Source organism: Acidimicrobiales bacterium (genome assembly GCA_030747595.1).
GTDB lineage: Bacteria > Actinomycetota > Acidimicrobiia > Acidimicrobiales > MedAcidi-G1 > UBA9410.
This window is the reverse complement of the sequence record JASLKK010000010.1, coordinates 48,551-75,472: the sequence shown is the minus strand read 5'-3', so window position 1 is coordinate 75,472 and position 26,922 is coordinate 48,551. Positions and strand designations below refer to the sequence as shown.

Sequence of the window (26,922 nt, the reverse complement as noted above, 5' to 3'; positions counted from 1 at the left end):
CCTCGACACATGCGCACGGCAATCGTCACCGGAGCGGCCGGCGGGATCGGCGAGGCCACCGCACAGGACCTCGCCCGATGGGGCTGGCGAGTGTTCGGATTCGACCTGCGGGCCGGAGAGTCGACACTTCTACCGTCGGACTTGGCCGGCTTCGGTGGTTCGGTCGAACCGATCCGTGTGGATGTGACCGACCGGGCAGCCGTGGAGGCAGCGGTGGCCGCCGTTCTGGCCACCACCGGCGGGACGTTGGACGCCGTGGTGGCCAATGCTGGGATCCGGGTGGCCGGTGTCTTCGAGGAGACGCCTTTCGCTCAGATCCGACGGCTGTTCGAGGTGAACCTCGGTGGGGCCATGCACGTGACCCGGGCCGCGCTACCTGCGCTGAGGGCCACTGAGGGTTCCCGGGTCGTGGTCGTATCGTCGGTAGGGGGGTTGTCGGCCTTGCCGGGGCTGGCCGCCTACTGCGGATCCAAGTGGGCCGTCGAGGGTTGGGCCGAGTCGCTGGCCCATGAACTCCATCCGTTGGGGGTGGGGGTGGCCATTGTCGAGCCGGCATCGGTACGTACCGGCCTGTGGGACTTGGGCGCCGTTTACGGTGACCCGGACGGGCCGTACGCCCCGCTCGTGGAGAGCATGGAGGTCGGCGACGATCGGGCGTGGGCCCGAGCGCTGGACCCGGCGTCGGTGTCGGCGACCATGGTGGCCGTCACCGAGGGACGAAGGGGCCTACGCCATCCGATCGGTCTGACGGCCCGGGCACGGTTCGCGGCCCGGGGAATTGTTCCGGCGGGTGTTCAGCGGAGGATCATCAGCCGTCTCACCCACCAGGCACCGTCGATGGCGTCGCCCCGAAACCCCGACGGCGTCATCATCGTCACCGGCTGCTCGTCGGGTTTCGGCCTGGACATCACCGTGGAACTGGCTCGGAGGGGTCGCCGGGTGGCGGCCACCATGCGTGACCTGGCCCGGCGCGGCCCGTTGGACGCAGCGCTGGCCGAAGCCGGCGTGGCCGACCGCGTCGAGGTACTCCGCATGGACGTCACCGACCCGGCGTCGATCGACGAGGCGTTCGCCCGGGCAGACCGGTGGGTCGAGTTGGCCGGCGACGTGGGCCGGATCGTAGGTCTCGTCAACAACGCCGGCGTGGTGTCGGTCGGGCCCTTCGAGGAACTGCCCCCAGCCGAGGCTGGCCGGGTCATCGAGACGAACCTTGTGGGCACCCTGGCCGTGACCCATGCCGCCCTGCCCCGCATGCGTCCGCACGGTGGTCGCATCGTGTGCATGTCTAGCTCCAGTGGCTTCGGCGGGCTACCGACATGGTCGGCCTATGCGGCCTCCAAGTGGGGGGTCGAGGGGTTCGCCGAGTCGTTGGCCTTGGAGGTCGGTCCTCACGGCATCGATGTGGCCCTCGTCGAACCGGGGGCTTTCCCCACCGGGATCTGGCGGGACGATTCATGGCACGGCTACCCGGGCGGCCCATACGCCGCGCTGACCGAAGCAATGGCCAATGCGGATCGCAGGGCTGCAGAGCTTGGGGGCGACCCGATGGTGGTGGCCCGGGCGGTGGCCAGCTGCTTCTCTGGAGGTCTGGTCGGCGGCCGACCGTGGACCCGGCGCCCGGTGGGGCGTGGGGCCTGGCTGAGATGGGCGGCCCGGGGCGTAGTGCCTTTCGGGATCCAGCGGCGCATCGTGGCCCGCATGCTGGGCTGACTCCGTCAGGGGGTCAGAATCGTCGAGATGGACTTCGATTTTCCTCCGGACGACGACCCCCGCCGACTGGCCGTCCGGGAGTGGCTGGCCGCCCATCCCGAGCCAACGGCCCGACAGCTTCACGATGCCGGCTACGTGGTACCCCACTGGCCGGCTCCCCACGGGATCGGCGCTGAACCAATGCACCAGATCCTCATCGATGACGAGCTCCGACGGGCCGGGGTGCGGCGCCCGGTCAATCCGATCGGAATCGGTTGGGCGGCTCCCACCATTTCCATGGCCGGGACCGACGAGCAGAAGGAGCGGTACCTGGACCCGATTTTTACCGGGGAGGAGTTCTGGTGCCAGATGTTCTCTGAGCCCGATGCTGGGTCGGATCTGGCCAACATCGGAACACGGGCGGTACGCGACGGCGACGAGTACGTGGTCAACGGGTCGAAGATCTGGACGAGCGGTGGCCACAAGGCGGCCTTCGGGATCCTGATCGCTCGGACTGATCCTGGTCAGCCCAAGCACAAGGGGATCTCATACTTCGTCTGTCCAACCGATCTACCCGGCCTGACCATGACGCCGATCATCGACGCCACCACGGCCCATTCGTTCAACCAAGTGTTCTTCGATGACGTGCGTATCCCGGCCGAGAATCTGGTTGGGGCTGAGGGCGACGGCTGGCGTCTGGCCCGGGTGACCCTGGCCAACGAGCGGGTGTCGTTGTCGTCAGCCGGTTCGCTGTGGGGCGAGGGCCCGTCGGCCGATGACCTACTCAACCTGGTCCGCGGGAACGGCGGGGTGGCCGACCCGGTGGAGCGGCAGCGTCTGGCCGGGCTGTGGTGTGAAGCCGAGGTGCTGCGCCTTAACCGCCTGCGGACGTTGACGGCCCAGATCGCCGGGAAGGAACCGGGCGCCGAGGCGTCCATCCAGAAAGCCATGGCTGATGAGCACGGGCAGCACGTCATGGAGCTGGCCAAAGAGATGGCCGGCACAGCGGGAATGCTGGTGGGATCCGGGCCGCCGGGCCGCCTCGACGCGGCGAAGGCCGGGGGAACGACAGAGAATCGCTTGGATACCCGACAGTTTCCGGACGTGTCGTCGATCTGGCACTACGGGTACGTATTCGCCCCGGCGCTCACCTTGGGAGGGGGAACGTTCGCCGTGCAGCGCAACATCATCGCCGAGCGTGTGCTCGGACTGCCCCGGGAAATCGACCTGGAGCGCGGGTTGTCGTGGTCCGAGACCCGCCGCAGCTGAGGTGGTGCTGCGATGACGCGTGCCGGTGACCTGACGACTCCGGCGTTGCTGGCCGACGCTGGCGTGCTGGAGGCAAACACGGCCACCATGTCGGTGGCTCGACCGGGGCTCGCACTGCGCCCCCACGTCAAGGCGTTCAAGTGCACGGCGTTGGCCGCCCGACTAGCCGCCGCCGACCATGTGAGCTTCTGCTGCGCCACGGTCCGCGAGATGGAAGGCATGGCCGACGCTGACCTGGGCGAGGACCTGCTGTTGGCCAACGAGATCGTCGATCCCCAGCTCGCGGGTCGTCTCGGTGCGTTGGTCGTCGCTGGAACCCGGGTGACGGTGGCCGTGGATTCGTCCGAGACGATCGATGTGGCGGCCACCGCGGGAATCCGTGAAGTACTGGTTGACGTCGACGTGGGGATGCCCCGATGCGGTTGCGACCCGGCCGATGCCGGTCGACTGGCCGACGAGGCCCGGAACGCCGGCCTGACCGTGCGTGGCGTCATGGGCTACGAAGGTCATCTCCAGCACGTGGTCAACGCTGACGAGCGCCGGTCCCGGACGGCCCGGGCTATGGACGTTCTGACCGCCGCCCATGCCGAGGTGGGCGGCGACGTGGTGTCCGGTGGGGGCACCGGCACGTGGGACTGCAACGAGGTGGTGACCGAGTTGCAGGCCGGTTCGTTCGTCCTGATGGACGGCGACTACGCCCAGCTTGGCCTTCCATTTGCCGAGGGCCTGGTCGTGCTCACCACAGCTGTCTCGGTGCGACCCGGTCGGCATGTGGCACTCGACGGTGGCCTCAAGGCGCTAGCCATGGACAGCGGTGGACCCCAACTAGTCGATGACCAGGGTGGCGCTGCTGAGGTCCTGTTCTGCTCCGACGAACACACCACGGTGGCTGGTGGATCGTGGACCGTTGGCGATCGGGTGGGGCTACGACCAGCTCACATCGATCCAACCATCGCCAAGCACGCCACGCTTCACCTGGTGCATGACGTCACGGCGGGCGGTGACGCCGAGGTGCTGGAGTCGTGGCCGGTCGACCTGCGGGACTGGTGAGCCGGTGAACACTTCGAAGGCTGGCGGGGGTATTCGGCCCGACGGTTCTTGGCGCAACTGGGCCGGCAACCAGCGCAGCTACCCAGCCCGGATCGAGCGGCCCACCACCGAGGCCGAGGTGGTCGACCTGGTGCGGCGGGCCGTCGCCGACGACCTGCGGGTCCGGGTGGTGGGGGCCGGCCATTCGTTCACTGCGGTGGCCCGCACCGACGACGTGCTGGTCAGCCTCGACGAATTGACCGGGGTGGCGGCCGTCGACGACGACACCGGACGGGTGACCGTGCGGGCCGGGATGCGCCTGTGCGATCTCAACCCGGAGTTGGATGCCCGTGGCCTGGCCATGCCCAACCTGGGCGACATCGCCTACCAGTCGGTGGCCGGAGCCATCTCCACCTCGACTCACGGAACCGGGCTGGGATTCCAGTCGATCGCCGCCGGGGTGGTCGGCCTACGACTGGTCACTGGCGACGGCACGGTCGTGGTACTTGATGATGACCACGACCCCGACCTGCGTGATGTGGCACGGGTAGGCCTCGGAGCGCTCGGGGTGGTCACTGAAGTCACCCTGCAGTGCGTCCCGGCCTTCAACCTGCACGCCATCGACGAGATCATGGCTGTCGATGACGTGGTGGCTGCCTTCGACAGCTGGGCCGAGGAGACCGACCACGCTGAGTTCTTCTGGATGCCACACACCGGGATGGCCCAGGTGAAACGCAACACACGCACCATTGAGGCGCCGCGACCAGCCCGCAATATCGGCCATGCGGCTCGGCGCCGATGGAAGCGCTTCAAGAACAAGGAGTTGCTGGAGAACGTGGCCTTCGGAGCGTTGAATCACATGGGGCGGCTCCGCCCGTCGTCAATCCCACGGCTCAACAACCTGGTGTTCGACGAGGTTGGGCGAGCCGAGTACCTGACCACCTCGTACGAGGTGTTCGCCAGCGAGCGGCGGGTCCGGTTCCTGGAAATGGAGTACGCGGTGCCCCGCGAGCACGGCCTCGAGGCGTTCAGCCGGGTGCGGTCGCTGATTGACACGCTGGATCGGCCGATCAGCTTCCCGATCGAGTTCCGCATCCTGGGCGGCGACGATGTGCCGCTGTCGACGGCCGAGGGGCGCGACACCTGTTTCATTGCCGTGCACGTGTTCCGGGGGACGCCGTTCGAGCAGTACTTCCGGGGCGTCGAGGCGATCATGGACGACTATGCCGGGCGCCCCCACTGGGGAAAGCTTCACTTCCAGACGGCAGCCACGTTGGTTCGCCGCTACCCGCAGTGGGATCGATTCCAGGAGGCCCGGGACCGCCTCGACCCCACACGCCGCTTCACCAACGACCACCTCGCCACCGTCCTCGGCCGCTGACTTTCAGTGTCTGACAGCCAGCGTCTGACAGTCAGCGTTTGGTGACGAGGGCGACGTCGGTGGTGGTACCGGTGGTCGTGGTGAGTGACGGGTCGTAGCGGTAGCCCTCGGGGTGGTCGAAGTCGATCAGGCCGGCTGGGTCATCCAACCCGTGCTCGACCACGTGGCACACCAGAGCTCCTTTCAGCAACTTGTTCCAGTGCGACACCGTCACCAGTGTCCGCTTACCGTTCTTCATCACGTCGTCCAGGAAGCGCACCCGAATACGCCGACCGGCGACTGATGGATCCCAGGCCGCGGCGTGCTCGTTGGGCAGCAGGTCCCAGACCGTGTCCGTTCGCGATGCGGCCATCGCATCGGCCATCGCGTCGCTGATCAGCGGCTTCCAGAATCGGGCCGGCTTCCCGAGGCCGGGGAGCGATGCACCCATCTTCAACTTGTAGTTGGGAATCGGGTCTGTGGGACGTACCACCCCCCAGAGCCCACTGAAGATCACTACTTGGCGGTCCACGCCCCGGCGTACCTTGGCTGGGAGCGACGGATACTCCAGCGCGTCGTAGAGCACGCCGGTGTAGCGGTCGATGGCTGCCATAGTTGGCGACGAAGCCACCGCCAAATTGGCCGCGGTGGCCTCGTCGGCCCGCGCGGCCTTCACCCCCAGAAGCTTTGAGCGAGCCTCGGCTGATCCGCGCATTGCCTTGTCGAGGGCGGCGATCACCTCACGGCGGGGGCCGGCAAGATCGGAGAACGACTGGTCGACGGAGTCCCACGAGGGCCCCTCACCACCAGCGGCCTTGCCCTCGGAAGGTGGGAGGAGGATCAGCGAGGCAGGCACCGGTCGACGGTACTCTCACCCGCGTGACCGACCCCGACATAGCTCCTGTTGTGCCTCCGGCCGGCCCGGCACCCGAAACTGATGACGCCGAACTTGAGGTGTTGGAGTCCGATCTGGCCACCATCGAGGCGGTCATGGATCGGGTCGACTTCGGCGACCTTGAGGGCGCCGAGGCCATGATGGCCAGGCTGTCCGATGGCCAGCTTGAAGAAGGCCACGCCGAAAACACCGACGAATCCGAGTAGGGCTAGCGCCTCCACCGGTACCGGCGCTGGTACCGGTGCCGGGTCAGAGCACGTCGGGCAGGGTTCCGTCAGGGATGAGTTCCACTCGTGGTCCTACGCTCAGGCGTCCGTCCGCAATCTCGAACCATCGGGCACCGAGGTTCGGGATGCGCCGCCAGGGCTCCCCGCAGGCCTCTTCGAGCGAGTAGACGACCCCGCCGTGGGCCACCACTAGCACCTCGCCGCCACTGGCTTGTTGTACCACCCGATCCAGCGCGGCCATGACCCGGTCCAGCATTACCTGGTCGGGTTCGTAGCCCGGTGGCCGTTTTCCCTGTTCGAGGTAGCTGGGCCAGTCCGTCTCTATCTGCCCGCGGGTCAGGCCCTGCCACTCGCCGGCGTCGCGTTCCATGAGGTCGGTTTCGACCAGTACCGGGCCTATGCCCAGGTGCTCGGAAATGATGGTCGCCGTCTCAGCGGCCCGCAGCAACGGTGAGGACACCACGGCATCGAAGGCCCCCAGCGCACGGGCGGCGGCTGCTGCCTGGCGCTGGCCCTCCATGGTCAGTGGCGGGTCGGCACGGCCCTGCCATTGACCCGCCGCGTTCCATTCCGACTGCCCGTGGCGAACCACCAGCAGCCTGGTGACGGGCGTCCGGTCAGCGGGCATGGCCACCGACCGTACCGGCCTCCCCGTCCTCCGAATGGGGAGGCCGGGGAGGTCATCCATACACTTGACGGATGGCCGTGTTGCGCCTCTTTGCCTCGGTCCGGGTCGCTGCCGACACCGGGAAGGTCCACGTCCCCGGATCCACCGTGGGCGAGGTCCTCGCCGCGGCCGACGAGAAGTTCGGTGAGGCGTTCGCCGGTGTGGCCACCACCTGCCGGGTGTGGTTGAACGGCGAGGCCGCTATGGCTACCGATCCGGTGGACGACGACGACGAGGTGGCCCTACTGCCACCCGTTTCGGGGGGCTGAATCATGCGTCGCTTGGCCGTCCTCTCCATGCACACCTCGCCGCTCGTCCAGCCCGGATCGGGTGACGGTGGCGGCATGAACGTCTATGTCCGCGAGCTGGCCTCCGCGCTGTCCCAGGCCGGCGGTGGGTCCACGGTGTTTACCCGCCGAACCGACGACCACACCCCAACGGTGGTTGACGTCGAGCCGGGCTTCCGGGTCGTTCACATCGATGCCGGTCCACACGACCTCCCCAAAGAGGACCTTCCGGGCGTCGTCGACGAGTTCACCGATGGGGTGGCGTCCTACCTGACATCTCACCCGGGGCACGACGGTGTGCTGGCCAACTACTGGTTGAGTGGGGTGTCGGGCCATCGACTCAAGCACGAGTTGGGCCTGCCCCTCCTGACCATCTTCCACACGCTGGCCCAGGTGAAGGCTGAGACCGGTGACCCGGAACCCCGACGCCGGATCGAGGCCGAGATGGCGGTGGTCGGCTGTTCCGATCTGATGTTGGCCAACAGCCCCGAGGAACGTCGCCAACTGGTCGACCTGTACGGAGCGGATCCGACCCGCATCGAGGTCGTCCCCCCCGGTGTCGATCACGCCTTCTTCACGCCCGGGTCCCAGTCGGTGGCCCGTCGAGCCACCGGTCTCGGTGATGGTCCGGTGATGCTGTTCGCGGGCCGTATCCAACCACTCAAGGGTGTTGACGTCGCCGTCGGCGCTCTGGACATGCTCGGCCGCTCAGATGCTCGCCTCGTGGTGGTGGGCGGTGCCAGTGGTGCCAAGGGTGAGGCTGAGGAGCGGCGCCTGCACGAACTGGCCGACATGCACGGTCTGGTCGGCCGGGTCCAGTTCGTCCCGCCGCAGCCCCACCACTGCCTCGCCTACTGGTACCGGGCTGCTGACGTAGTCGTCATGCCCAGCCGGTCCGAGTCGTTCGGCCTGGTGGCGTTGGAGGCGGCGGCCTGCGGAGTGCCCGTAGTCGCCGCTGACGTGGGTGGGCTGCGAACGTTGGTTGACCACGGCCGGACCGGCTACCTGGTCGAGGGTCGCGATCCAGCTGATTACGCGGCATGGGTGGCGTCGATCCTGAATGATCCGGCGTTGGCAGCCTCGATGGCCTCCGCAGCCGCCGAACGATCGTGGTCCTACACCTGGTCGGCCACCGCGGCCCGTCTGCGACGCATCTGTGACGACGTCTCGTCCCGTTCGCTCGTGGACTGCGCCTGACCGGTCGGCGCTTCCGATATCTGAACTCGGCCCTGAACATGTCTGATCAGCCGCTGGGGCCCGACGACCTCGCCGCCGTGGAGTTCGTGATCGACCGGTGGCTGGCCCGTGCCCTAGCCGAGAATCCGGTGCTGGCCGGCGTCGAGCGTGATCTGGATGTCGACGCCCACGAGCACCGCTGGTTCGTCCGCATCAAGGGCGAGGAGAAGGACGTCTCGACCATCCGCCTGTCACTGCGCCAGCGGATGCTCCACCACGAGACGTACTTGATGCCCGGGCCCGAGGAGAACCATGCCGACTTCCACGCCCACCTGCTGAAACGCAACCGCAACCTGGTGGGAGCCACGTTCTGCATCGGCGAGGAGGAAGCAGTATTCCTGGTCGGAGCCATCCCGGCAGCCACGGTCGACGACACCAATCTGGACCGCATCCTCGGCACCGTGTGGATGGCGGTGGAGCGGTGTTTTCGGCCGGCCCTTCGGATCGGCTTCGCCAGCCGATTCGATGCCTGAGCCGCCAAGCGGAACAAACGGTAGTGACTGTTGTTAACTTTCCATTTCTTTGGATATACCGTGCCCGCTGAAGCCGGCGCCCAGTACGTCGGGGCTCGATCGGGAAAGTGAGTTCTCCGATGCCACGACCGCCGGCGTCAACGCGTGCAGGTGCCGATGGGCCCACCGGAACGGCTGGCCGGCGGCCCTCCCGGCTGCTTGTCTTCTCGGTCACCGCGATGGCGTTGCTCAACAACTCCGTCCTCATGAGCTCTACACCGGAGATCCTCGAGTCGTTCGGCGAACCAGTCTCCCGTGCGGGAATGCTCATCGCAGCTGGCACCGTCACCGGCATCGTGGCCGCACCAGCTATCGGATTCCTGGCCGATCGGTACGGACGAAAGCGCGTCCTCGTGCCGTGCCTCCTCGTGTTTGGCACCGTCGGGAGCCTCGGAGGGTTCGCCCCGTCGTTTGAATGGCTCCTGGCCATCCGGATCACTCAGGGGCTCGGGTCGGCCGGGCTCATCAACCTGGTCGTCGTCCTCATCAGCGACCACTGGTCGGGGCGCGACCGGGCCAAGTTGCTGGGCCAGAACTCGGCGGTCATCACCGCTTTTCTGGCCATCTTTCCGTTCCTCGGCGGGGCCACCACCGACCTGTTCGGTTGGCGGTGGAACTTCGGCTACTACGCCATGGCGTTGCTGGTCGGCGCCCTGGTGGCCCGCCACCTCGAGGATCCGTGGGTGGGTCAACGCGTTCCGGTGGGTCGTCAACTTCGCATGGCGTTAGCCGAGGTTTCCATCCCGGTGAACGCACTCACCATGGCGCTGGGGTCCCTCATCTTCTTCATCATGTTCGGCGTCTTCCTGACTCTCATCCCCATCCACCTCGACGAGGCGTTCGGCCTCGGCCCCACCCAGCGGGGGCTGGTGGCCGCCGTCCCCGCCGTAACCTCGACGATCACCGCACTCACCGTGACCTGGTTCGGGGCCCGCCTCTCGGTGGGCGCCATAGTGGTCACCGGCCTCGGGGTCTTCGGTGCCGCTTTCGTGGCCATGGGCCTCGGCTCATTGTGGTTGCTGGTCGCCGCGGCCGCCGTGTATGGGCTGGCCGAGGGCTTCACCATCCCCACCCTTCAGGACCACGTGGCCGAGCAGGCACCCGAGCACCTCCGCGGTGTGCTGATGGCGTTGTGGGTCGGGGGCCTCCGGGTGGGTCAGACCACCGGGCCACTGTTGGTCGGGGTGACTCTTGGGTTGTGGTCCACTGAGACCGTCCTCACGGTGGCTGGTATCACCGTCGGGTGCCTTGCCGTGGCCGTCGCCTCATCCCGGATCCTGCCGTCGGGCCGCCCGATGTTGTCCGGCGGACCTAGGTCCTCGTATGACGGAAACGGATAGGTTCGCTCCGTGGCTGACGGACTGGCTGGTGAACCCCGAATCATGAGACTTCAGGTGATCGGCGGAGGGAAAATGGGCGAGGCCCTGCTGGGTGGCCTGATGGCCGACGGTTGGGCGGCAGCTGACCAACTCCACGTCGTCGAGCCCGACGGTGACCGCCGGGTTGTACTGGCCGATGTTCTGCCCGGCGTCTCGGTCGGTGATTCGGCCGTTGCCGGGGTCGACACCCTGGTGGCCGTCAAGCCTCATGTGGTAGCCGATGTGTGCGCTGGCCTAGCCGCATTGGGCGTGCCCCGCGTGCTGTCCATTGCGGCCGGTGTCACCACGGCTGCCATGGAGGCGGCGTTGGGCAGTGGGGTGCCCGTCATACGGGTCATGCCCAATACCCCGTCCCTCGTCGGCCAGGGCGCGGCCGCGGTGGCCGGGGGTAACGCGGCGACCCCCGCGGACCTGGACTGGGCGGCCGGAATCCTCGGCGCGGTCGGTGAGGTGGTGATGGTCGAGGAGGTCCTGATCGACGCTGTCACCGGGCTGTCGGGCTCGGGTCCGGCCTACGTTTTCCTGCTGGCCGAGGCTCTCATGGCCGCCGGCATCGCCGAGGGCCTGCCCGCCGACGTGGCCGTCACCCTCACCGAACAGACCCTGCTGGGGGCGGCCACACTGCTCAAGGCCTCTGACGATCCGCCGGCCATCCTGCGGGAGAACGTCACCTCCAAGGGGGGCACCACGGCTGCCGGCCTGGCCGTCTTCGAGGCGGCCGGATTCCGGGACCTAGTGGCCGATGTAGTCGCCGCGGCGGCCGCCCGGTCGCGAGAACTGGGTGCCTGACCGGGCGGGGACCATGGGCCAGCGACTCGACACCGTTTCCTTCCTCTCGGACTACGGCACCGACGACGAGTTCGTCGGCGTAGTCCATTCGGTGGTGGCCTCGGTGGCTCCCCACGTGCGGATCGTGGACGTCACCCACGGAATCGCCCCCCACGACGTGCGGGCCGGTGGCCTAGCTCTGGCTCGCAGTGCGCAGTACTTGTGCCCCGGCGTGGTCCTGGCCGTGGTCGATCCCGGTGTGGGTACGACCCGCCGAGGCATAGCCGTCGAGGTGGGTGGTGGACAGTCGGTCCTCGTCGGGCCCGACAACGGACTACTGGCTCCAGCGGTCGCCATGGTGGGTGGAGCCGACCGGGCGGTCTCGCTGACCGATCCCGCCTGGCACCTTCCGTCCCAGGGCACGACGTTCGATGGTCGAGACGTGTTCGCACCAGTGGCCGCCCATCTGGCCTGCGGGGTCGATCTCGACGAGTTGGGTGAATCGATTGATCCCAACGGCCTACTCCCCGCCGTGGTCTCGGCCGCCGCGGTCGAGACCGATGGCCTGCACGCCGAGGTTTGGTGGATCGACCGGTTCGGCAATGTCCAGCTCAACGCCGGCCCCGAGGATCTCGACGAATTGGCTGGCGACCCGTCAGTCGACCGATTTCGGGTCCGGATCGCTGACCGGGTGCTGCCCGCCCGGCGGGTCAGCGCATTTGATGAGGTGGCTCCGGGGGGTCTCGGACTGCTGGTCGACTCGACCGGCTTGGTGTCGCTGGTGATGTGCCGCATGTCGGCCGCTGCCGACCTCGGGCTAGGACCGTCCGACCCGGTGGTGGTCGAGGTGGCGGATGGGCCGGCCAGCGGTGTGACCACCGCGGTCAGTCTCGGTGTGCGACCCGAATCCACACCGCGAGGTGAGTCCTGATGCGTCTGGGAACCACGATCGTCACCGCACTGCTTTTGTTGGTCATCCTCGGGGCCGCCGTCGTCCAGTTCGTCCTGCTGGTCGACTGACCCGGGACCGGCGTGCCGATCAGGTGGGCGGGGTCACAGGCCTTGAGCCGGCGGGGGACCTTGATTCTGTGGCGGTGAGTGCCCCGGCGAAGATCAGCGAGATGCCCACGAGCAGTGACACAGCAAAGCCGGTCATCTCATCGAGGACCGAGTTGAGCAGGCCACCCCAGCTAAGCACGAGGGCCCCGGCCACGATCAGGCCGTTGCCGGTCGCTCCCCGCCGGGCCGCCGGCCCCCCGATCCGGCCAAGACGCATCATTGACCAGAGGGACCCGACGATCACGACCAACGCTCCCACCGATGAGGCCAGGGCGGCGGCTACCCGGGGCCCGGCACCGAACACCTCCGATCCCTGCGGGAGTTCGTCAGTTGCGAACACTTCCGCGACACCGTGGGGTGAGTCGGCGAGGGGTGCGGCCATCACGATCCCGGCGGCGAACGCACAGGCCAGCACGGTCGCCAGGGCGATCCGGTTGGCGGTTCGCCGGGACGCCAGCAGGTACACGGTCCCCAGGGCCAGGATCGGTACGTTCAGGACGGCTCCGAAGGCGTAGAACGCACGGAACGAACCTTCCGACCAGCCGATCGACGCGCCCCACCAGAGGGCGGCGGCGCCAGCGGCGAACAGTCCGAGGGAGGTTGCCCAGGCAAGGTCTTGAGGCCGGCGTCGGTCGATCCAGCGCTCGAGGACCGTGACGGCGAAGGCCAACGAGACGAGCATGGACGCCGCGGCGACCGGAGACTGCATGTTCACAGTGGTCAACGGTATTGGTCCGTCGTCCCGGCCCGGTTCCCGCAAGATGCCGGTGTCATGTGAATCGGTGCACAAGCGCGTAGTTTTGGCCCGTGTCCAGAAACGACGGGTCGATGAACGGCGGGTCAGATCGGCGCGAGGTCATTCCCGAGGCCACGGTTGCCCGTCTACCCGTCTACTTGCGCGGCCTGGTCGAGTTGGCTGATTCCGGCATGGCCACCGTGTCCTCAGTCGAGTTGGCTGATCTGGCTGGAGTCAACGCCGCCAACGTACGGAAGGACCTCTCCTACCTTCACGCCCACGGCACCCGGGGCGTCGGCTACCAGGTCGATCACCTCATCGGTGAGATCAGCCTGGCACTGGGGGGCGGCGAGCCCAGTCCGGTGGTCATCGTCGGGATCGGCAACCTGGGTCGGGCTCTGAGCCAGTACGACGGGTTTGTGGCTGGTGGGTTCCCGGTGGCCGGCCTCGTCGATGCCGACCCAGCCGTGGTGGGCAGGCACATCGGCGGTCGTGTGGTGCGCCCGGTCGAGGAACTGGCGGACGTCGTCGCCGAATCAGGATGCACGGTGGGCATCATCGCCACACCGTCAACTTCCGCCCAGGAAGCGGCCGACCATCTAGTGGCCGCCGGTGTCCCCTCGATCCTCAACTTCGCTCCAGCAGTCGTCCACGTGCCCGAAGACGTCGACCTCCGGCAGGTCGACCTGGCTACCGAACTGCAGATCCTCGGCTACCACCAGCATCGTCGGATGGCCAGCGGAGCCAACGCCGGGGCTGTCGGGTGATCGGTATTGGAGTGGTGCGGCCCGGGGGTTGGAAGGCAACCCCTCCATCGGGAATGCTGGTGTCCCTGACGGCGCCGGATGTCGTCTCAGTCCAGTCAATCCATTCACCTCGAAACTGGCACCCCGGGCTTCCGGTGGTTCCGGAGAATCAGGAGTAGCGAGCCTTGTCGGTTGTCGCCGTCGGCTTGAACCACCGGACCGTTCCTCTCGACCTGCTCGAGCGGATGACGGTGCCCGCTTCCCGTCTACCCAAGGCGTTGGCGGATCTCACGTCGCGTGAGAACGTCACTGAAGCCGTGGTGCTCTCGACCTGTAACCGCATCGAGGTGTACGCCTTTGCGGAGAAATTCCACGGCGCGTATCAGGACATCCGTAACTTCTTCGCCGAGACCTCACACGTGGCCCCCGAGGAATTCTCCGACCACCTCGTCGGGCTGTTCGACGGTGACGCGGCCCGTCACCTCTTCTCGGTGGCGTCCGGTCTTGATTCAGCGGTCCTGGGAGAGCACGAGATCCTCGGGCAGGTCCGTACATCGTGGGAGACGGCGGCCGCCGAGGGCGCCGTCGGCCCGGTGCTCAACCCGCTGTTCCGTCATGCACTCGAAGTTGGCAAGCGGGTGCGAACCGAGACGGCTATCTCTAGGAACATCACCTCGGTCTCACAGGCCGCGGTTGCCATGGCCACCGATCGCCTAGGCACTTTGGAGGGCCGCCAGGTCATGGTGGTCGGCGCTGGTGAGATGGGCGAGGGCCTGGCCCGTGCCCTGCACGGTGGCGGCGTCGCCTCCATCCTGGTGGCGAACCGCACTTGGGAACGGGCTGTCGACGTCGCCAAGCGTCTCGGTGGGACCGCGGTCCGTCTCGATGACCTGCCCCGCCTTCTGCCCGAGGTCGACGTGCTGTTGACGTCCACCGGTGCGTCGTCGGTGATCCTCGAACATGGTGATCTGGCTTCGGTGGTTGGTGAACGCGAGGGTCGTGAGCTGCTGGTCGTCGATATCGCGGTGCCCCGTGACGTCGATCCGGCCGCCGGGGAGATCGACGGACTGACCCTGTTGGACATGGACGACTTGCGGGCCTTCGCCGATGCGGGAATCCGGGAACGCCAGAGGGAGGTCACAGCGGTTCAGGCCATCGTGGATGCCGAACTGGATCGTTACGTCGACGAGTCGACTGCCCGCTCGGTCGCCCCGCTGGTGACCAGCCTGCGTGGTCGCGGCGAGGACGTCCAGAAGGGTGAGTTGGAGCGTCTGGCCGCTCGTCTGGGCGACCTGGACGAACGCCAACGCGAGGCCGTCGAGGCACTGGCTGCCGGCATAGTCGGCAAGCTCCTGCATGAGCCGACCATTCGGATGAAGGACGCCGCGGGCACCGCTCGGGGCGAGCGCCTAGCCGAGGCCCTGCGCGACCTCTTCGACCTGTAGCGGCCGGTATGCACGTCCGTGCGGCGACCCGGGGCAGCGCACTGGCGCGCTGGCAGGCCGATCGCCTGTCTGCCCTGATCGTGGCGGCTCGACCGGGCACTACCGTCGAGATCGTGGTCGTCGAGACCACCGGGGATCTGGATCGGACCACTCCGCTGGAGGAGATGGGCGGCCAGGGCGTGTTCGTCAAGGAGGTTCAGGCCGCGGTGCTTGAAGGCCGGGCCGACGTGGCCGTCCACTCGGCGAAGGACCTGCCGGCCCTGACTCCCGACGCCCTCGTGTTGGCCGCCGTACCTGAACGGGCTGATCCACGCGACGCCCTCGTCGGTTGCCGGTTTGACGACCTGGCGGCGGGGGCCGTGGTGGCCACCGGATCGATCCGTCGCCGAGCCCAGTTGGCCCATTGGCGTCCTGACCTGGAGTTCGCCAGCTTGAGGGGAAACATTGGTACCCGGTTGGCGAAACTGGACGGTCCTGACGGTTTCGCAGCGATCGTGGTGGCGGTTGCCGCGCTCGATCGACTGGGCCTGACCCCGGCGGTGGTCGATCCATTGGACCAGTCGGTACTGCTTCCCCAGGTAGGTCAGGGGGCACTGGCCGTGGAGTGCCGAAGCGATGACGGTTCGTTCCTCGAACTGCTCGCCGCTGTGGACGATCCGACAGCCCACCGGACGGTGGCGGCCGAGCGGGCGTTTCTCGCCGAACTAGGTGCCGGATGTGACCTGCCGGTGGCCGCTCACGCCGTCTTGATGGACGGGTCCGTGCTGGGAGGCGGGCCTGATGGTGATCTCCGCCTGACCGGGTCGGTGTCGTCCACGGATGGCACCGTCCTGCTCATTGATGAGCGAACCGGATCCGACGGACCGGGGATGGGGCGGGCCATCGCTCGTTTCCTCCTCGACGAGCAGGGCGGATCCGCCCTGCTCGGCCGGTGACCACCGACCGGCCCGGCCCACTGGCCGGCTGCAACGTGGTGGTTACCCGGGCCACCGATCAGGCCGGCTCACTGGCCGAGGCTTTGCGGGAACGAGGTGCCGAGGTGGTCGAGTTGCCAGTGATCGTCATCGCCGAGCCGACCGCCGGGGGAGCGGCCTTGACCGAGGCCGTGGATCGAGCGGTAGCTGGCCGGTACGACTGGATCGTGGTGACCTCCCCGAATGGTGCTCATCGGGTGGCCGAAAGGTTCGCCGGGCGCACCTTCCCGGGGCGGATCGCCGCGGTCGGACCGAAGACCGCCGCACCGCTGGTCGCTGCCGGTTATGCCGTGGACCTCGTGCCAACGAGGGCGGTCGCCGAAGGTCTGTTGGCCGAGTTCCCAGTGCCCGGTGACCCGACTGGCCTTGGTCGGGTTTTGTTGGCCCGGGCGGAGACGGCCCGGGCGGTGCTGCCCGACGGTCTGCGAGCCGCCGGCTGGGAGGTCGAGGTGGTGGTCGCCTACCGGAACGTGGCGCCCGACGTCGACCTCGGAGTGCTGGCTGCCGCCGCACTGGCCGACCTGGTGACCTTCACGTCCGAATCTACGGTTCGCCGGTACCACGATCTGTTTCCCGGGACGGTCTTGCCGGTCGAAGCGGTGTGCATCGGTCCGATTAGCGCCGCAGCGGCTCGTCACGCCGGGCACGAGGTGGTCCAGGCCGACCCGCACTCGGTCGATGGCCTAGTGGCCGCTGTCGAAGCGTGGGCTATAACCCGCGTCTACTGACCGGGTTGGCTGATCGGGCCGACTGACCGGCGAAGCCACCGCTCTCCGTAGGCTCATGTACGTGGAGTACCCCGTCTCGCGGCCCCGCCGCCTGCGCCGCACGGCGGCCCTACGGCGCCTCGTGGCCGAGACCCGTCTGTCGGTTGATGACCTCGTTGCCCCGCTGTTCGTCCGCGAGGGCATCGACGACCCACAGCCCGTGGCCTCGTTGCCTGGCGTAGTCCAGCACACACGGGCCAGCCTCTGTTCCGAGGTGGCCGCGCTCCGTGACCTCGGCGTTCCGGCTGTGATCCTCTTTGGGGTGCCTGACAAGAAGGACGCCGTCGGTTCCGAGGCCTGGAACCCGGACGGCATTGTCCAGGTGGCCTTGCGGGACCTCCGTGACGAGGTGGGCGACGACGTGGTGCTCATGGCCGACCTGTGCGTGGACGAGTACACCGACCACGGGCACTGTGGCGTGCTGGACGGGCACGGGTCGGTCGACAACGACGCCACTCTCGAGCTCTACGCCCGGGTCGCCGTCGCCCAGGCCGACGCCGGAGCTTCCGTCACTGCCCCCTCAGGAATGATGGATGGCCAGGTGTCGGCCATTCGCGGCGCGCTTGACGATGCCGGTCATCAGCAGACGGCGATCCTGGCCTACGCCGCCAAGTACGCCTCGGCGCTCTACGGGCCGTTCCGTGATGCCGTCGACGTCGAGATCGTCGACGGCGGTGACCGGAAGGGTTATCAGCAGGATCCGCCCAACGCCCGTGAGGCCATGGTCGAGATCCTCGGCGACATCGAACAGGGCGCCGACATGGTCATGGTCAAGCCGGCGTTGGCTTACCTCGACGTGATAGCCGAGGCCCGCGCCGTCGTCGACGTGCCTCTAGCCGCATACCACGTCAGCGGTGAGTACGCGATGGTGGAGGCCGCGGCAGCCAACGGCTGGCTGGACGGCGACGCAGTGGGCATGGAGCACCTCCTGTCCATCCGTCGGGCCGGTGCCGACTTCGTCCTCACCTACCTCGCTCGACGGGCCGCCGAACTCCTCGGCAGCTGAGGATCGGACCGATGGGCGCCAACCTCGACCTCTTCGACCGAGCGCGGCGGGTGATTCCCGGTGGGGTCAACTCGCCAGTCCGGGCCTTCGGATCGGTTGGCGGCACCCCGTACTTCGTGGATCGGGCCCAGGGGCCGTACCTTTGGGACGCTGAGGGTCGTCGGTACATCGACTACGTGCAGTCCTACGGTCCAGGGATCCTCGGTCACGCCCACCCGGCGGTGCTGGAGGCCGTCACCAGGGCGGCATCGGCGGGGACCTCCTACGGAGCGCCGACTGAAGCCGAGGTGGTACTAGCCGAGATGGTGGTCGATCGGATCGCCGGGCTGGAGTCCGTGCGGTTCGTCTCATCGGGCACCGAGGCCACCATGTCGGCCATTCGTCTGGCCCGGGGAGCGACAGGTCGACCGGGCATCGTGAAGTTCGCCGGTTGCTACCACGGCCATGCCGATGCGCTATTGGCGGCCGGGGGCAGCGGTGTGGCCAACCAGGGCCTGTCCGGGTGTGACGGCGTCACCGATGGTGCAGTGGCCGACACGATCGTGGCCCCCTACAACGTGGTTCCCACCCTTGACGACACCGTCGCCGCGGTCATCGTGGAACCGGTGGCCGCCAACATGGGCCTCGTCGCTCCGGCAGACGGATTCCTCGAGGGTCTTCGGGCCGCCTGCGATACAGCCGGTGCGTTACTTATCTTCGATGAGGTCATCACCGGCTTCCGCTTGGCTCGCGGTGGGGCAGCCGAGCGGTTCGGGGTGACCCCGGACCTGTGGTGCTTCGGCAAGGTCATCGGCGGTGGCCTTCCGGTCGGCGCCTTCGGTGGCCGTTGGGGCGTCATGGAGCACCTCGCACCTCTGGGCGGCGTCTACCAGGGCGGCACGCTCTCGGGGAACCCGTTGGCCATGGCGGCCGGACGAACCACCCTGGAACTGCTCGACGACGGCGCCTTCGATCGGCTGACCGCCACGGCGACACGACTGGCTGACGGGCTGGCCGGAGCGTTCGCCTCGGCTGGTCTGGCCTCGACCCTGCCCCGGGTGGGGTCCCTCCTCGGCCTGTATTTCGGTGACGGCCCGGTCGCCCCACCGACCGACTTCGATGAGGCGAAGGTGCTGGCCGACAACGGCCGGTACTCGAAGGTATTCCACGCCCTGCTGGAGCGGGGCGTAGCCCTGGCTCCCGGGGCATACGAGGCGTTGTTTCCGAGCCTCTCCCATGACGACGCGGTGGTTGATGAGACCATCGAGATCGCGGCTGATGCCGCGTCCGCTGCCGTCGCCTCCCTTGTCTGAGGCGAGTTTCCGACCGGCGCCCGGTTAGGAGTCGCGAAGCGCCCGGGCTCGTCGCAGCAGGGCCGATTCGGGGGCTGATCCATTAGCCAGGTCGAGCGCCATCTTCTTGCCCAGCTCGACACCCCACTGGTCAAAGGGGTTGATGCCCAGCACGGCGGCCATGGCCACCGTGCGGTTCTCGTAGAGAGCGATCAACTGGCCGAGCGTCGAAGGCGTGAGCTCGGAGAGGAGGATGGCTGTCGATGGTCGGTTGCCGGGGAACGTCCGGTGGGCCACCAGCGCCTCGTCGACCCCGTCGGCCCGCACCTCGTCAGCCGTCCGTCCGAAGGCCAGAGCATCGGCCTGGGCCGCCAGGTTGGTCATCAGAACCTCAGCACCCTTGCTGGACCGGGCATCGTCGACGGTCGGTTGGATCACACCGATGAGGTCCACCGGGATGACGTCGGTCCCCTGGTGGAGCAGCTGGAAGAAGGCGTGCTGGGCATCGGTACCGGTTGCACCCCACACCGTCGGGCCGGTTGGCGTCTCCGGATCGCTCTCGTTTTCGCACGTGCCCTTGCCGAGGCTCTCCATGGAGAGTTGCTGGAGCCAGGGGGCGAACAGGCGGAGCCGGTGTGCGTACGGGACGACGGCCAGCGAACTTCTACCGAGGTGACACCGGTTCCACACGTCGATGAGGGCCAGTTGGATCGCCGCGTTTTCATCGGGCGGTTCGGTGGCCGACAGATTGTCCACCACCCGCATGCCGTCCAACATCTCGTCGAAGGCTTCGGGGCCGATGGCCACCATCACCGGCAGGCCGACCGCCGAACCCAGTGAGAATCGGCCACCCACCGCCACCGGTATTTCATAGATCCGGTTGACGTCCACTCCGAGGGCCTTCGCCCGCTCGGGTGCAGCGGTCACCGCGAGCACATGGTTGATGGCCGCGTCGCCGAGCCCGCCGGCCAGCCAGGCCAGGGCGCCGTCCAATGTGGTCAACGTCTCAATGGTCGTGAACGACTTCGAGCAGGCGATCACCAGGGTCGATGCCGGATCGAGGCCGTCGAGGGCCTCGGCGAGGTCGTCGGCATCGACACTCGACGAGAAGCGGATCTCGATGTCGGGATGGGCGAACGGTGCGAGGGCGTCAACGGCCAGTGCTGGCCCCAGGTGACTGCCGCCGATCCCGAGTTGGACCAGGGCGGTGATCGTGGATCCGGTGGCCCCCGTCTCCTCACCGGCCCGGATCGCTGTGGCCAACGTGGCCATCCGGTCGCGGGTGGCCACGACGTCAGCCGGAGCCGCGTCCCGACCTAGGCGGAGGGTTTGATGGCTGGCCGGACGCTTTTCGGAACCGTTGACCACCTCGCCGTCGGCCGTTCGGCGCAGGAAGCCAACGACGTCGCGTTGGTCGGCCAGATGGCCCAGGGCGTCGAGGACGGCTTCGTCAAGGTGTTGGCGCGACCGGTCGATCCAGAGATCAGCGCACACCGTTCCCAGCCGGTCGCCACGGTCCGGGTCACTGGCGAATAGATCCCGGAGTGTCGGCCGACCGGCGTCTCGGAGGTCGGCGAGTGCACGCCAGCAGGGGAACGTGGTCGGGGATTCCTTCGGAGCTGCGTTCACGTCGACCATTCTCGCCCGGTCTGACGTCGGACCGCGGTCATGGCCGCTAGGCGGGTCCCAACCCGGATTCGAATCCGCTTAGGGACCGGCATCCAGCGAGGGGTCAGGCGTCGACCAGACGGTCGGGGACCAGACGGACGACGCCGGCGATAGCCGAGTAGGCGGCTTCAGCGGCCCCCCGGTCCTCGTCGCGCATCAGGTTGGCCATGATCCGCAACGCCCACTCCATGAGCGGCTGTGATCGCATCCCAACCCGGGTCAGCTCTCGGATGAGCGTCGGGTTGCCGATCACCCTGGCGAACAGCCGGGACACCTTGAAGTACAGGCCATACTCCTCGTCGAGTAGGTCGGGATAGCGGGCCAAGATGGCATCGTCGCCCCGAGCGGCGGCTTCGGCGATCAGGCCAGCGGCCATCCGCCCGGTCTCGTAGGCGTAGTCGATGCCCTCACCGTTGAACGGGTTGACTGAGCCGGCAGCGTCCCCGACCACTAGCCAGTTGGGCCCCGCCTTGGGACCGACTGAACCGGCCATCGGAAGGCGGCCGCCGGTGGGTGGGGCGATGGGTCGCGTCGGATCGATCTGCCAGTGCTCGGGGAGCGTGCAGGCGAACTCCTCGAACAGGTGGCTGGTGTTGACCTGCTTGTAATCCCGGAAGGTCGACAGTAGGCCGATGCCTACGTTGATGGTGCCGTTGCCCACTGGGAAGATCCAGCCGTACCCGGGCATGGCGCTACCTTCGCGGTCACGGACGTCCAGAGAGGATTCGATCCACGGGTCGTCGTGAAGCGGGCTCTCGAAGTAGCCGCGGATGGCCATTCCCATTGGGTAGGTCCGATCGCGCACGGTGCCCAGTGCCCGGCCGAAGCGCGAGTTGGCACCATCGGCCACCACGACGTGGCGGGCCCGGATGGCCCGTTCCGTGTCAGTGGTCTTATCCAGGACGATCGCGCCACCGATGGCGCCCGGCGTCGAACCGTCAGGTGGGTCGATAGGGCGGACGGCCTCGTGGCCCTGGAGGAGGGTCGCCCCGGCTGTCACCGCGTGCTCGGCCACAAAGGCGTCCAGATCACAGCGTCGAACGACATAGCCGTAGGTCGGGTAGACGGTGTGGTCGGGCCACGGCATTTCGATGGTCCGGCCATGGGCGATGGCCCGGAGGCCGTCGAACCGATGGTGCCGCTCGAGGATAGGCCCAAGGCCCATCTCCTCGAGTTGGTGGACGGCTCTCGGTGTGAGACCGTCACCACAGGTCTTATCCCTGGGAAACGTCTTGCGTTCGACGACCGCCACGTCGAGACCGTGGGATGCAGCCCAGTAGGCGGTGGCAGCCCCAGCGGGTCCACCACCGATGACCAACAGGTCAACCGGGGCGTCAGGAAAGTGGTCGGTCACAACGTTCTCGACGGTTGGTGGGTTTGGGCCCGGGGCCCGGTCCGGGGGGCTAGTGCCCGCCGTCGTCCTCGTGGGCGACGGAGTCCAAGATGGCCTGGATTTCATCGCTAGTCACCGTCGACGGATCAAGGTGGCCGTGTAGGTCCAGATCACCGTTGTCGACGGCGTGGTCGATGGCCTCGGCCAGCGCCGCGTCATCAGCCGAACCCGACATGCGGGCCCTCTCGTGGAGCACCACACCGATCAGTTCCTCGGTGGTGAGCACGTCGGCCCAGCCGGGCATGCCGCCCTCGACGATCCGTCCACGGGTGGCGTCGCCATACGTGTTGCCGAGTCCGAAGCCGTCCGAACCCTTGGCCACCCATTCGATGTGGGCCGCCGCGGTCGGGAAGGTCACCAGCACCTCGCCGTTGTCCAGGGCATAACCGCTTCCGCCGGCGCCGGTCGCACCGTGGCAACTGGCGCAGCGGACCTCGTAGACATGTGAACCCTCGGCTAGAACTCCGGTGGCCTCCTGAGGGGGTCGCTCGAGGGTGCCCACATACGAGATGGCCCAGATCGGGAGCAGCAGTAGTCCGCTGGTGGCCCACCAGGGAATCTTCTTGCGGGCGTTGGCCGCGGCCACGTACGGAGCGACGGGGGCCAGTGGCGTCTCGACCGCCGGTGCGGCCGGTGCGGCAGCGGGTGCCTTGGTGGCCGGTGCGGCCGCAGCGGCCTCAGCCGGGGTGTCGGCTGCCGGAGCCTCGGAGCCGGTGGCCTTGGCTTTGGCGGCCTGGGCCCGCTTCAGAAGATGTTCGGGGATATCGGTCAACGTGGGCTCCGGAGGAGTCTGACGGTACGGCGGTTCTCGGTGTTCCGGATAGCGGTGAAGCCGACCCGGATCGGCTTGCCGGTCTGGAACAGGGGCAGGTTAGCGGGCGGCCGTTGGGGGCGGGCGCTCCGGGCCACGGGCACTTCATATGTCGTGCGGAGGTGGCTGGTTCAGGTGGTCGCGTGATAGAAACACCCACCGGATCACCGCCACGTTTCGACTGCTGCCCGGACCGGTTCGACCACTGGTCAACCCTTCGGACTTCGGTCGTCGTGGCCGGCGTCTAACCGTTAGCATGGTGCGCACACCGCTTGTGCATTATTTCACGAAGTCCGCTTGAGCCACCGAGGGAGGGCCTGGATCGATGGTCGCGTTCGTGACATCCATCGTCGTGCTGCTCGTCCTTCTGGGTGGCGTCGACTGGTATCGGAAACGCACCCCGGCCGACAAGGACTTCACGTGGGGCGAGGCGATGCTTTTCGCCACCTACGTCTTCTTCATTCTCTGGTGGGTCTACGGCGTGGTACCTCACCAGTGGCTGACCTGGGCGGACAGCGAGCTGAACTGGCGCCCCGACCGTTATTTGATCGGCCCTGAACTCCCGTGGACGGGCAACAAGGGCATCGTCGAGTGGGGCCTCCCGTTCACCATGACCTACCAAGTCATCCGTGACCTGGTAGCCGTCGTCATCTACGGCATCGCCCTCGGAGGCAACGTCGTGATGTGGCGCCAGTGGCAGGAGCGAGGCAAAGCCGACGATGCACCGAAGCCCACGTCGGAATACGGCCGTCCGCTGATCCGGGAGGGGGCCGGCACATGAGTGTCACCGACGCCAACCCTCCGCACCCGAAATTCGTCGACGACTACGTTCTCCGCGAGGTTGACGCGGACTGGATGACGACCAACAACCGGGTCAAGCAGTTCATCCATATCGACCAAGCCGAGTGCATCATGTGCGAGGGCTGTGTCGACATCTGCCCATGGAAGTGCATCCACATGGTCTCGCCTGAGGCGGTGGCCGAGTCGGTAGGGACCGAACAGCCGGGAGTTGACCCCAGCGATCATGTGATCTTCACCATCGACGACGACGTGTGCACTCGCTGTGCCCTCTGCGTCGATCGGTGTCCGACCGGCGTGATCATCATGGGCAAGTGCAGCGATGCACCGGCTGACGGTGACACCCACCAGCGGACCAACACCCACGGGTACGGCTACGGAATGCGGCTGGGCTGAGTGGAAATGAACGCACGTATGAAGGTTTCACAGGAGAGCGGACACCGTGGCTGACGATAAGAAGCCGGCTGGTCAGGCGCTGCAGGAGCAGCTCGGCCAACTGACCGACCAGGTCCAGGGTTCACAGGCTTGGAGTTCGATCTTCCGACCGGGCTCGATCTTCCGTAAGGGCTACAACGACAGCCCCCGGAACCGGTCTTACGTGATCATGAACAGTGTGCTGTACCACCTCCACCCGGTGAAGGTGAAGCGTCACGCAGTGAAGGTCAGCTACACCCTTTGTCTTGGTGGGCTGTCGTTCTTTCTGTTCATTCTGTTGACGGTCACCGGCATCTTCCTGATGTTCTTCTATCGACCGACCGCCGCTCAGGCGTGGGACGACATCCAGACCCTGCAGACCGCTGTGGGCTTCGGTCTGCTGGTACGAAACATGCACCGGTGGACTGCCCACCTCATGGTGCTGACCGTGTTCCTGCACATGGCCCGTGTCTTCTACCACGGTGCCTACAAGCCACCCCGGGAGTTCAACTGGGTTATCGGCGTGATGCTCTTGCAGTTCACCCTGCTGCTCTCGTTCACCGGCTACCTCCTCCCATGGGACCAGTTAGCCCTCTGGGCAGTGACGGTGGGAACGAACATGATGGGCTTCACACCCGTCTTCGGTGAACAGGTCCGATTTGTGCTGCTCGGCGGCGTCGAGATCGGAACCGACACCCTGCTCCGCTGGTACACCCTGCACGTCCTGATGCTCCCGTTCGTGGTGGTCATATTCATGGCCATCCACTTCTGGCGAGTCCGCAAGGACGGCGGCATCTCGGGTCCGCTGTAGGTCAGGCCCGTAGGCGACAGGACGACAGATGACCGAGATCCCCGAACATCTCAGAAAGCGGGCGGAGGCCGCCAAGGCCAAGGCCCAGGGAACGACTGACGCTCCATCTGGCGAAGCCGCGCCCGGGGGCGGCGCGCCTGCTGCCGACGAGAAGATTCCCAGCCACCTGCTGGACCGTGGTACCGCTGCCGCCGACCAGCCCGGAACCGTCGCCGGTGGACCCGCCGCCCCTGCCGGGAGCAGCGGCCCAGACGGTCACAACCAGCGACTACTGACCGTCGTCAAGTCGGGTTCCATCCAGGACACCAAGGCGACCCCGCAGGACAAGGTGCACGTCTGGCCGCACCTCCTGCTCGCCGAGTTCCTCGCGGCGCTGGCCATCACCTTGTTCTCGTTGCTGTTCTCGATCTTCGTAAACGCACCGCTTCTCGAGTTGGCTGACTTCAACAAGACGCCGAACCCCTCCAAGGCGCCCTGGTACTTCTTGGGCCTGCAGGAGCTGCTCACCATGTTCCACCCGATGGTGGCCGGTGTGACCATTCCCGGTATCGGCCTCTTCGTGCTGGTCATGGCGCCCTACATCGATAAGAACCCGTCCAAACGTCCCGAGGATCGCAAGTTCGCCATCTCGTTGATGACCGTGCACCTCATGTTCTGGTCGGTGCTGGTGATGATCGGGTCCTTCTTCCGGGGCCCCGGCTTCAACTTCGTCTTCCCGTGGAACTCCGGCCTCTTCTTCGAACTGTGATCGCCATGGAACCCTTCATCCCGTCCACCATTCTGATGAAGCACAGGAGTTGACCCGTGGGCGTCGCCGTTGCAGTCATCCTTCTCCTCGTCCTTGCCGTGGCCGTTCTGGCCGGGGCCTCCCGGCGACGCGACCGCAGCGCGGTCGGCCTATCCCGTGAGACACGCCGGCGAGACGTGACCAACCCCCTGTTGGGTGGGTCCGAAGCTGAGGCGGCCCCGTCCGGTCGCGAGGTCGAGGCCGCCGCGGTCGCAGCCCGATCCGGGTCCGGCGTGGTGGCCGTGGAGTCGGCGCCCGCCGAGCCGTTCGTGGCCCCCGACCCGGTAGCCGTTGGCGTGAGCCGCCGACAGTTCTTCAACCGGAGCCTCGTCGGCATGATGGGCTTCGGCCTCTCGGGCTTCGGTGGCGCCAGCATCGCCTTCTTGTGGCCCCAGGGCGTGAGTGGTTTTGGTTCCAAGATCAAGGTGGGCAACGTCGTGGAGTTGCTAGCCGACATCACCGCCAACAACGGCTTTCTGTACAAGCCGGAGGGCCGGATGTGGATCACCGCCTACCCGAACGGCGCAGTCGAGAAGGCCCGTGCCAATTATTCGGCGCCGGAACTGGCCGGCATGACGGCCGGCGTGGACGGCGGCTTTGACGCCGGCGTCATCGCCCTCTACCAGAAGTGCCCCCATCTGGGCTGCCGGGTGCCGAACTGTGTGTCCTCGCAGTGGTTCGAGTGCCCGTGCCACGGTTCGCAGTACAACCAGGTAGGCGAGAAGCGAGGCGGTCCGGCTCCCCGGGGCATGGACCGTTTTGCCATGTCGGTGACTGACGGTGTTCTCACCGTAGACACCGGCACCATTGTCCAGGGCCCCCCGATTGGTACGAACACCACCGGCCAGGAGGCCGAGGGTCCGAACTGCATCGGCCAGGCCGGCGGCCACTAGTCCGTCGAGACGCACGAGATCGCAG

The 26,922-nt window shown here is 67.2% G+C and carries 28 protein-coding genes; 22 read left to right on the top strand and 6 right to left on the bottom strand.

The genetic code is table 11. The features are described from left to right. Positions 1 to 9 precede the first annotated feature (9 nt). The 4 genes from QF777_09035 to QF777_09020 are packed head-to-tail and all read left to right on the top strand — an operon-like array spanning position 10 to position 5,368. Positions 10 to 1,710: an SDR family NAD(P)-dependent oxidoreductase gene (locus tag QF777_09035; protein ID MDP6911691.1), complete on the top strand. Its 1,701-nt coding sequence runs from the start codon at positions 10 to 12 to the stop codon at positions 1,708 to 1,710. Between the two features lie 27 nt (positions 1,711 to 1,737). Next, a complete protein-coding gene (locus QF777_09030; GenBank protein ID MDP6911690.1) occupies positions 1,738 to 2,958 on the top strand; it encodes an acyl-CoA dehydrogenase family protein in 1,221 nt (406 codons plus the stop codon). Positions 2,959 to 2,970: 12 nt separating this feature from the next. Continuing rightward, entirely contained in the window at positions 2,971 to 4,008 is a 1,038-nt protein-coding gene (locus tag QF777_09025; protein ID MDP6911689.1) for an alanine racemase, read from the top strand. A 4-nt stretch (positions 4,009 to 4,012) separates the two neighbouring features. Beyond that, complete coding sequence (locus QF777_09020) at positions 4,013 to 5,368, top strand: D-arabinono-1,4-lactone oxidase (GenBank protein MDP6911688.1); 1,356 nt, start codon at positions 4,013 to 4,015, stop codon at positions 5,366 to 5,368. A gap of 31 nt (positions 5,369 to 5,399) precedes the next feature. On the opposite strand, the gene yaaA is transcribed toward QF777_09020, so the two are convergent. Further along, complete coding sequence (gene yaaA, locus QF777_09015; protein MDP6911687.1) at positions 5,400 to 6,203, bottom strand: peroxide stress protein YaaA; 804 nt, start codon at positions 6,201 to 6,203, stop codon at positions 5,400 to 5,402. Positions 6,204 to 6,226: 23 nt separating this feature from the next. Here yaaA and QF777_09010 point away from each other — a divergent pair, with 23 nt between their 5' ends. Then, positions 6,227 to 6,448: a hypothetical protein gene (locus tag QF777_09010; protein MDP6911686.1), complete on the top strand. Its 222-nt coding sequence runs from the start codon at positions 6,227 to 6,229 to the stop codon at positions 6,446 to 6,448. 43 nt (positions 6,449 to 6,491) lie between these two features. On the opposite strand, the gene QF777_09005 is transcribed toward QF777_09010, so the two are convergent. After that, positions 6,492 to 7,097, bottom strand: a complete 606-nt coding sequence (locus QF777_09005) for a histidine phosphatase family protein (GenBank protein MDP6911685.1) — start codon at positions 7,095 to 7,097, stop codon at positions 6,492 to 6,494. Between the two features lie 71 nt (positions 7,098 to 7,168). Here QF777_09005 and QF777_09000 point away from each other — a divergent pair, with 71 nt between their 5' ends. From QF777_09000 to QF777_08975, 6 genes are all read left to right on the top strand, one after another. Beyond that, on the top strand, positions 7,169 to 7,405 hold the full coding sequence (locus QF777_09000) for a MoaD/ThiS family protein (protein MDP6911684.1): 237 nt from the start codon (positions 7,169 to 7,171) through the stop codon (positions 7,403 to 7,405). 3 nt (positions 7,406 to 7,408) lie between these two features. Continuing rightward, positions 7,409 to 8,620: a glycosyltransferase gene (locus QF777_08995; protein ID MDP6911683.1), complete on the top strand. Its 1,212-nt coding sequence runs from the start codon at positions 7,409 to 7,411 to the stop codon at positions 8,618 to 8,620. A gap of 38 nt (positions 8,621 to 8,658) precedes the next feature. After that, on the top strand, positions 8,659 to 9,132 hold the full coding sequence (locus QF777_08990) for a YbjN domain-containing protein (protein ID MDP6911682.1): 474 nt from the start codon (positions 8,659 to 8,661) through the stop codon (positions 9,130 to 9,132). A gap of 119 nt (positions 9,133 to 9,251) precedes the next feature. Then, positions 9,252 to 10,511 (top strand): MFS transporter, encoded by a 1,260-nt coding sequence (locus QF777_08985; protein MDP6911681.1) that lies wholly within the window; start codon positions 9,252 to 9,254, stop codon positions 10,509 to 10,511. 9 nt (positions 10,512 to 10,520) lie between these two features. Further along, positions 10,521 to 11,339: a pyrroline-5-carboxylate reductase gene (gene proC / locus QF777_08980; protein MDP6911680.1), complete on the top strand. Its 819-nt coding sequence runs from the start codon at positions 10,521 to 10,523 to the stop codon at positions 11,337 to 11,339. Beyond that, positions 11,332 to 12,249, top strand: coding sequence for an SAM-dependent chlorinase/fluorinase (locus tag QF777_08975; GenBank protein ID MDP6911679.1), 918 nt, complete (start codon positions 11,332 to 11,334; stop codon positions 12,247 to 12,249). The genes proC and QF777_08975 overlap by 8 nt, the downstream gene beginning before the upstream one ends. Positions 12,250 to 12,357: 108 nt before the next feature. On the opposite strand, the gene QF777_08970 is transcribed toward QF777_08975, so the two are convergent. Beyond that, positions 12,358 to 13,092: a hypothetical protein gene (locus tag QF777_08970; protein MDP6911678.1), complete on the bottom strand. Its 735-nt coding sequence runs from the start codon at positions 13,090 to 13,092 to the stop codon at positions 12,358 to 12,360. A 92-nt stretch (positions 13,093 to 13,184) separates the two neighbouring features. Here QF777_08970 and QF777_08965 point away from each other — a divergent pair, with 92 nt between their 5' ends. From QF777_08965 to QF777_08940, 6 genes are all read left to right on the top strand, one after another. Beyond that, positions 13,185 to 13,880 (top strand): redox-sensing transcriptional repressor Rex, encoded by a 696-nt coding sequence (locus QF777_08965; GenBank protein ID MDP6911677.1) that lies wholly within the window; start codon positions 13,185 to 13,187, stop codon positions 13,878 to 13,880. A 164-nt stretch (positions 13,881 to 14,044) separates the two neighbouring features. Further along, positions 14,045 to 15,304 carry a glutamyl-tRNA reductase gene (locus QF777_08960; GenBank protein ID MDP6911676.1) on the top strand — a complete coding sequence of 420 codons (1,260 nt, stop codon included), beginning with the start codon at positions 14,045 to 14,047 and terminating at the stop codon, positions 15,302 to 15,304. Positions 15,305 to 15,312: 8 nt separating this feature from the next. After that, complete coding sequence (gene hemC, locus QF777_08955; protein ID MDP6911675.1) at positions 15,313 to 16,239, top strand: hydroxymethylbilane synthase; 927 nt, start codon at positions 15,313 to 15,315, stop codon at positions 16,237 to 16,239. Then, the gene (locus QF777_08950) at positions 16,236 to 17,006 is read left to right on the top strand and encodes a uroporphyrinogen-III synthase (protein MDP6911674.1); all 771 of its coding nucleotides are present in this window, start codon (positions 16,236 to 16,238) and stop codon (positions 17,004 to 17,006) included. Before hemC ends, QF777_08950 begins: the two co-directional genes overlap by 4 nt. A 61-nt stretch (positions 17,007 to 17,067) precedes the next feature. Then, positions 17,068 to 18,051: a porphobilinogen synthase gene (gene hemB / locus QF777_08945; GenBank protein ID MDP6911673.1), complete on the top strand. Its 984-nt coding sequence runs from the start codon at positions 17,068 to 17,070 to the stop codon at positions 18,049 to 18,051. 11 nt (positions 18,052 to 18,062) lie between these two features. Beyond that, a complete protein-coding gene (locus QF777_08940) occupies positions 18,063 to 19,343 on the top strand; it encodes a glutamate-1-semialdehyde 2,1-aminomutase (protein MDP6911672.1) in 1,281 nt (426 codons plus the stop codon). 24 nt (positions 19,344 to 19,367) lie between these two features. Here QF777_08940 and pgi read toward each other — a convergent pair whose 3' ends face one another. From pgi to QF777_08925, 3 genes are all read right to left on the bottom strand, one after another. Beyond that, positions 19,368 to 20,951, bottom strand: a complete 1,584-nt coding sequence (gene pgi / locus QF777_08935; GenBank protein ID MDP6911671.1) for a glucose-6-phosphate isomerase — start codon at positions 20,949 to 20,951, stop codon at positions 19,368 to 19,370. 103 nt (positions 20,952 to 21,054) lie between these two features. Beyond that, positions 21,055 to 22,344, bottom strand: a complete 1,290-nt coding sequence (locus QF777_08930) for a geranylgeranyl reductase family protein (protein ID MDP6911670.1) — start codon at positions 22,342 to 22,344, stop codon at positions 21,055 to 21,057. Between the two features lie 49 nt (positions 22,345 to 22,393). Beyond that, complete coding sequence (locus tag QF777_08925; GenBank protein MDP6911669.1) at positions 22,394 to 23,155, bottom strand: cytochrome c; 762 nt, start codon at positions 23,153 to 23,155, stop codon at positions 22,394 to 22,396. A 376-nt stretch (positions 23,156 to 23,531) separates the two neighbouring features. Between QF777_08925 and QF777_08920 the strand changes: the two genes are divergently transcribed. From QF777_08920 to QF777_08900, 5 genes are read left to right on the top strand one after another with little or no spacing between them, the layout of a single operon-like run. Next, positions 23,532 to 23,975: a hypothetical protein gene (locus QF777_08920; protein MDP6911668.1), complete on the top strand. Its 444-nt coding sequence runs from the start codon at positions 23,532 to 23,534 to the stop codon at positions 23,973 to 23,975. Further along, a complete protein-coding gene (locus QF777_08915) occupies positions 23,972 to 24,388 on the top strand; it encodes a 4Fe-4S binding protein (protein ID MDP6911667.1) in 417 nt (138 codons plus the stop codon). Before QF777_08920 ends, QF777_08915 begins: the two co-directional genes overlap by 4 nt. Positions 24,389 to 24,434: 46 nt before the next feature. Next, positions 24,435 to 25,217, top strand: a complete 783-nt coding sequence (gene extP / locus QF777_08910; protein MDP6911666.1) for a selenite/tellurite reduction operon b-type cytochrome ExtP — start codon at positions 24,435 to 24,437, stop codon at positions 25,215 to 25,217. Positions 25,218 to 25,245: 28 nt separating this feature from the next. Continuing rightward, positions 25,246 to 25,965, top strand: a complete 720-nt coding sequence (locus QF777_08905; protein MDP6911665.1) for a menaquinol-cytochrome c reductase cytochrome b subunit — start codon at positions 25,246 to 25,248, stop codon at positions 25,963 to 25,965. Between the two features lie 56 nt (positions 25,966 to 26,021). Further along, positions 26,022 to 26,897, top strand: coding sequence for a Rieske 2Fe-2S domain-containing protein (locus tag QF777_08900; protein MDP6911664.1), 876 nt, complete (start codon positions 26,022 to 26,024; stop codon positions 26,895 to 26,897). Positions 26,898 to 26,922: the final 25 nt, after the last annotated feature.

Bases quoted from the DNA above. Each gene is read 5' to 3' on its own strand.
- QF777_08985 (MDP6911681.1), top strand. From the start codon at position 9,252: ATGCCACGACCGCCGGCGTCAACGCGTGCAGGTGCCGATGGGCCCACC.
- QF777_08905 (MDP6911665.1), top strand. From the start codon at position 25,246: ATGACCGAGATCCCCGAACATCTCAGAAAGCGGGCGGAGGCCGCCAAG.
- QF777_08915 (MDP6911667.1), top strand. From the start codon at position 23,972: ATGAGTGTCACCGACGCCAACCCTCCGCACCCGAAATTCGTCGACGAC.
- QF777_08995 (MDP6911683.1), top strand. From the start codon at position 7,409: ATGCGTCGCTTGGCCGTCCTCTCCATGCACACCTCGCCGCTCGTCCAG.
- QF777_09005 (MDP6911685.1), bottom strand. From the start codon at position 7,097: ATGCCCGCTGACCGGACGCCCGTCACCAGGCTGCTGGTGGTTCGCCAC.
- QF777_08990 (MDP6911682.1), top strand. From the start codon at position 8,659: ATGTCTGATCAGCCGCTGGGGCCCGACGACCTCGCCGCCGTGGAGTTC.
- QF777_09035 (MDP6911691.1), top strand. From the start codon at position 10: ATGCGCACGGCAATCGTCACCGGAGCGGCCGGCGGGATCGGCGAGGCC.
- QF777_09000 (MDP6911684.1), top strand. From the start codon at position 7,169: ATGGCCGTGTTGCGCCTCTTTGCCTCGGTCCGGGTCGCTGCCGACACC.
- QF777_09030 (MDP6911690.1), top strand. From the start codon at position 1,738: ATGGACTTCGATTTTCCTCCGGACGACGACCCCCGCCGACTGGCCGTC.
- QF777_09025 (MDP6911689.1), top strand. From the start codon at position 2,971: ATGACGCGTGCCGGTGACCTGACGACTCCGGCGTTGCTGGCCGACGCT.
- QF777_08940 (MDP6911672.1), top strand. From the start codon at position 18,063: ATGGGCGCCAACCTCGACCTCTTCGACCGAGCGCGGCGGGTGATTCCC.
- hemC (MDP6911675.1), top strand. From the start codon at position 15,313: ATGCACGTCCGTGCGGCGACCCGGGGCAGCGCACTGGCGCGCTGGCAG.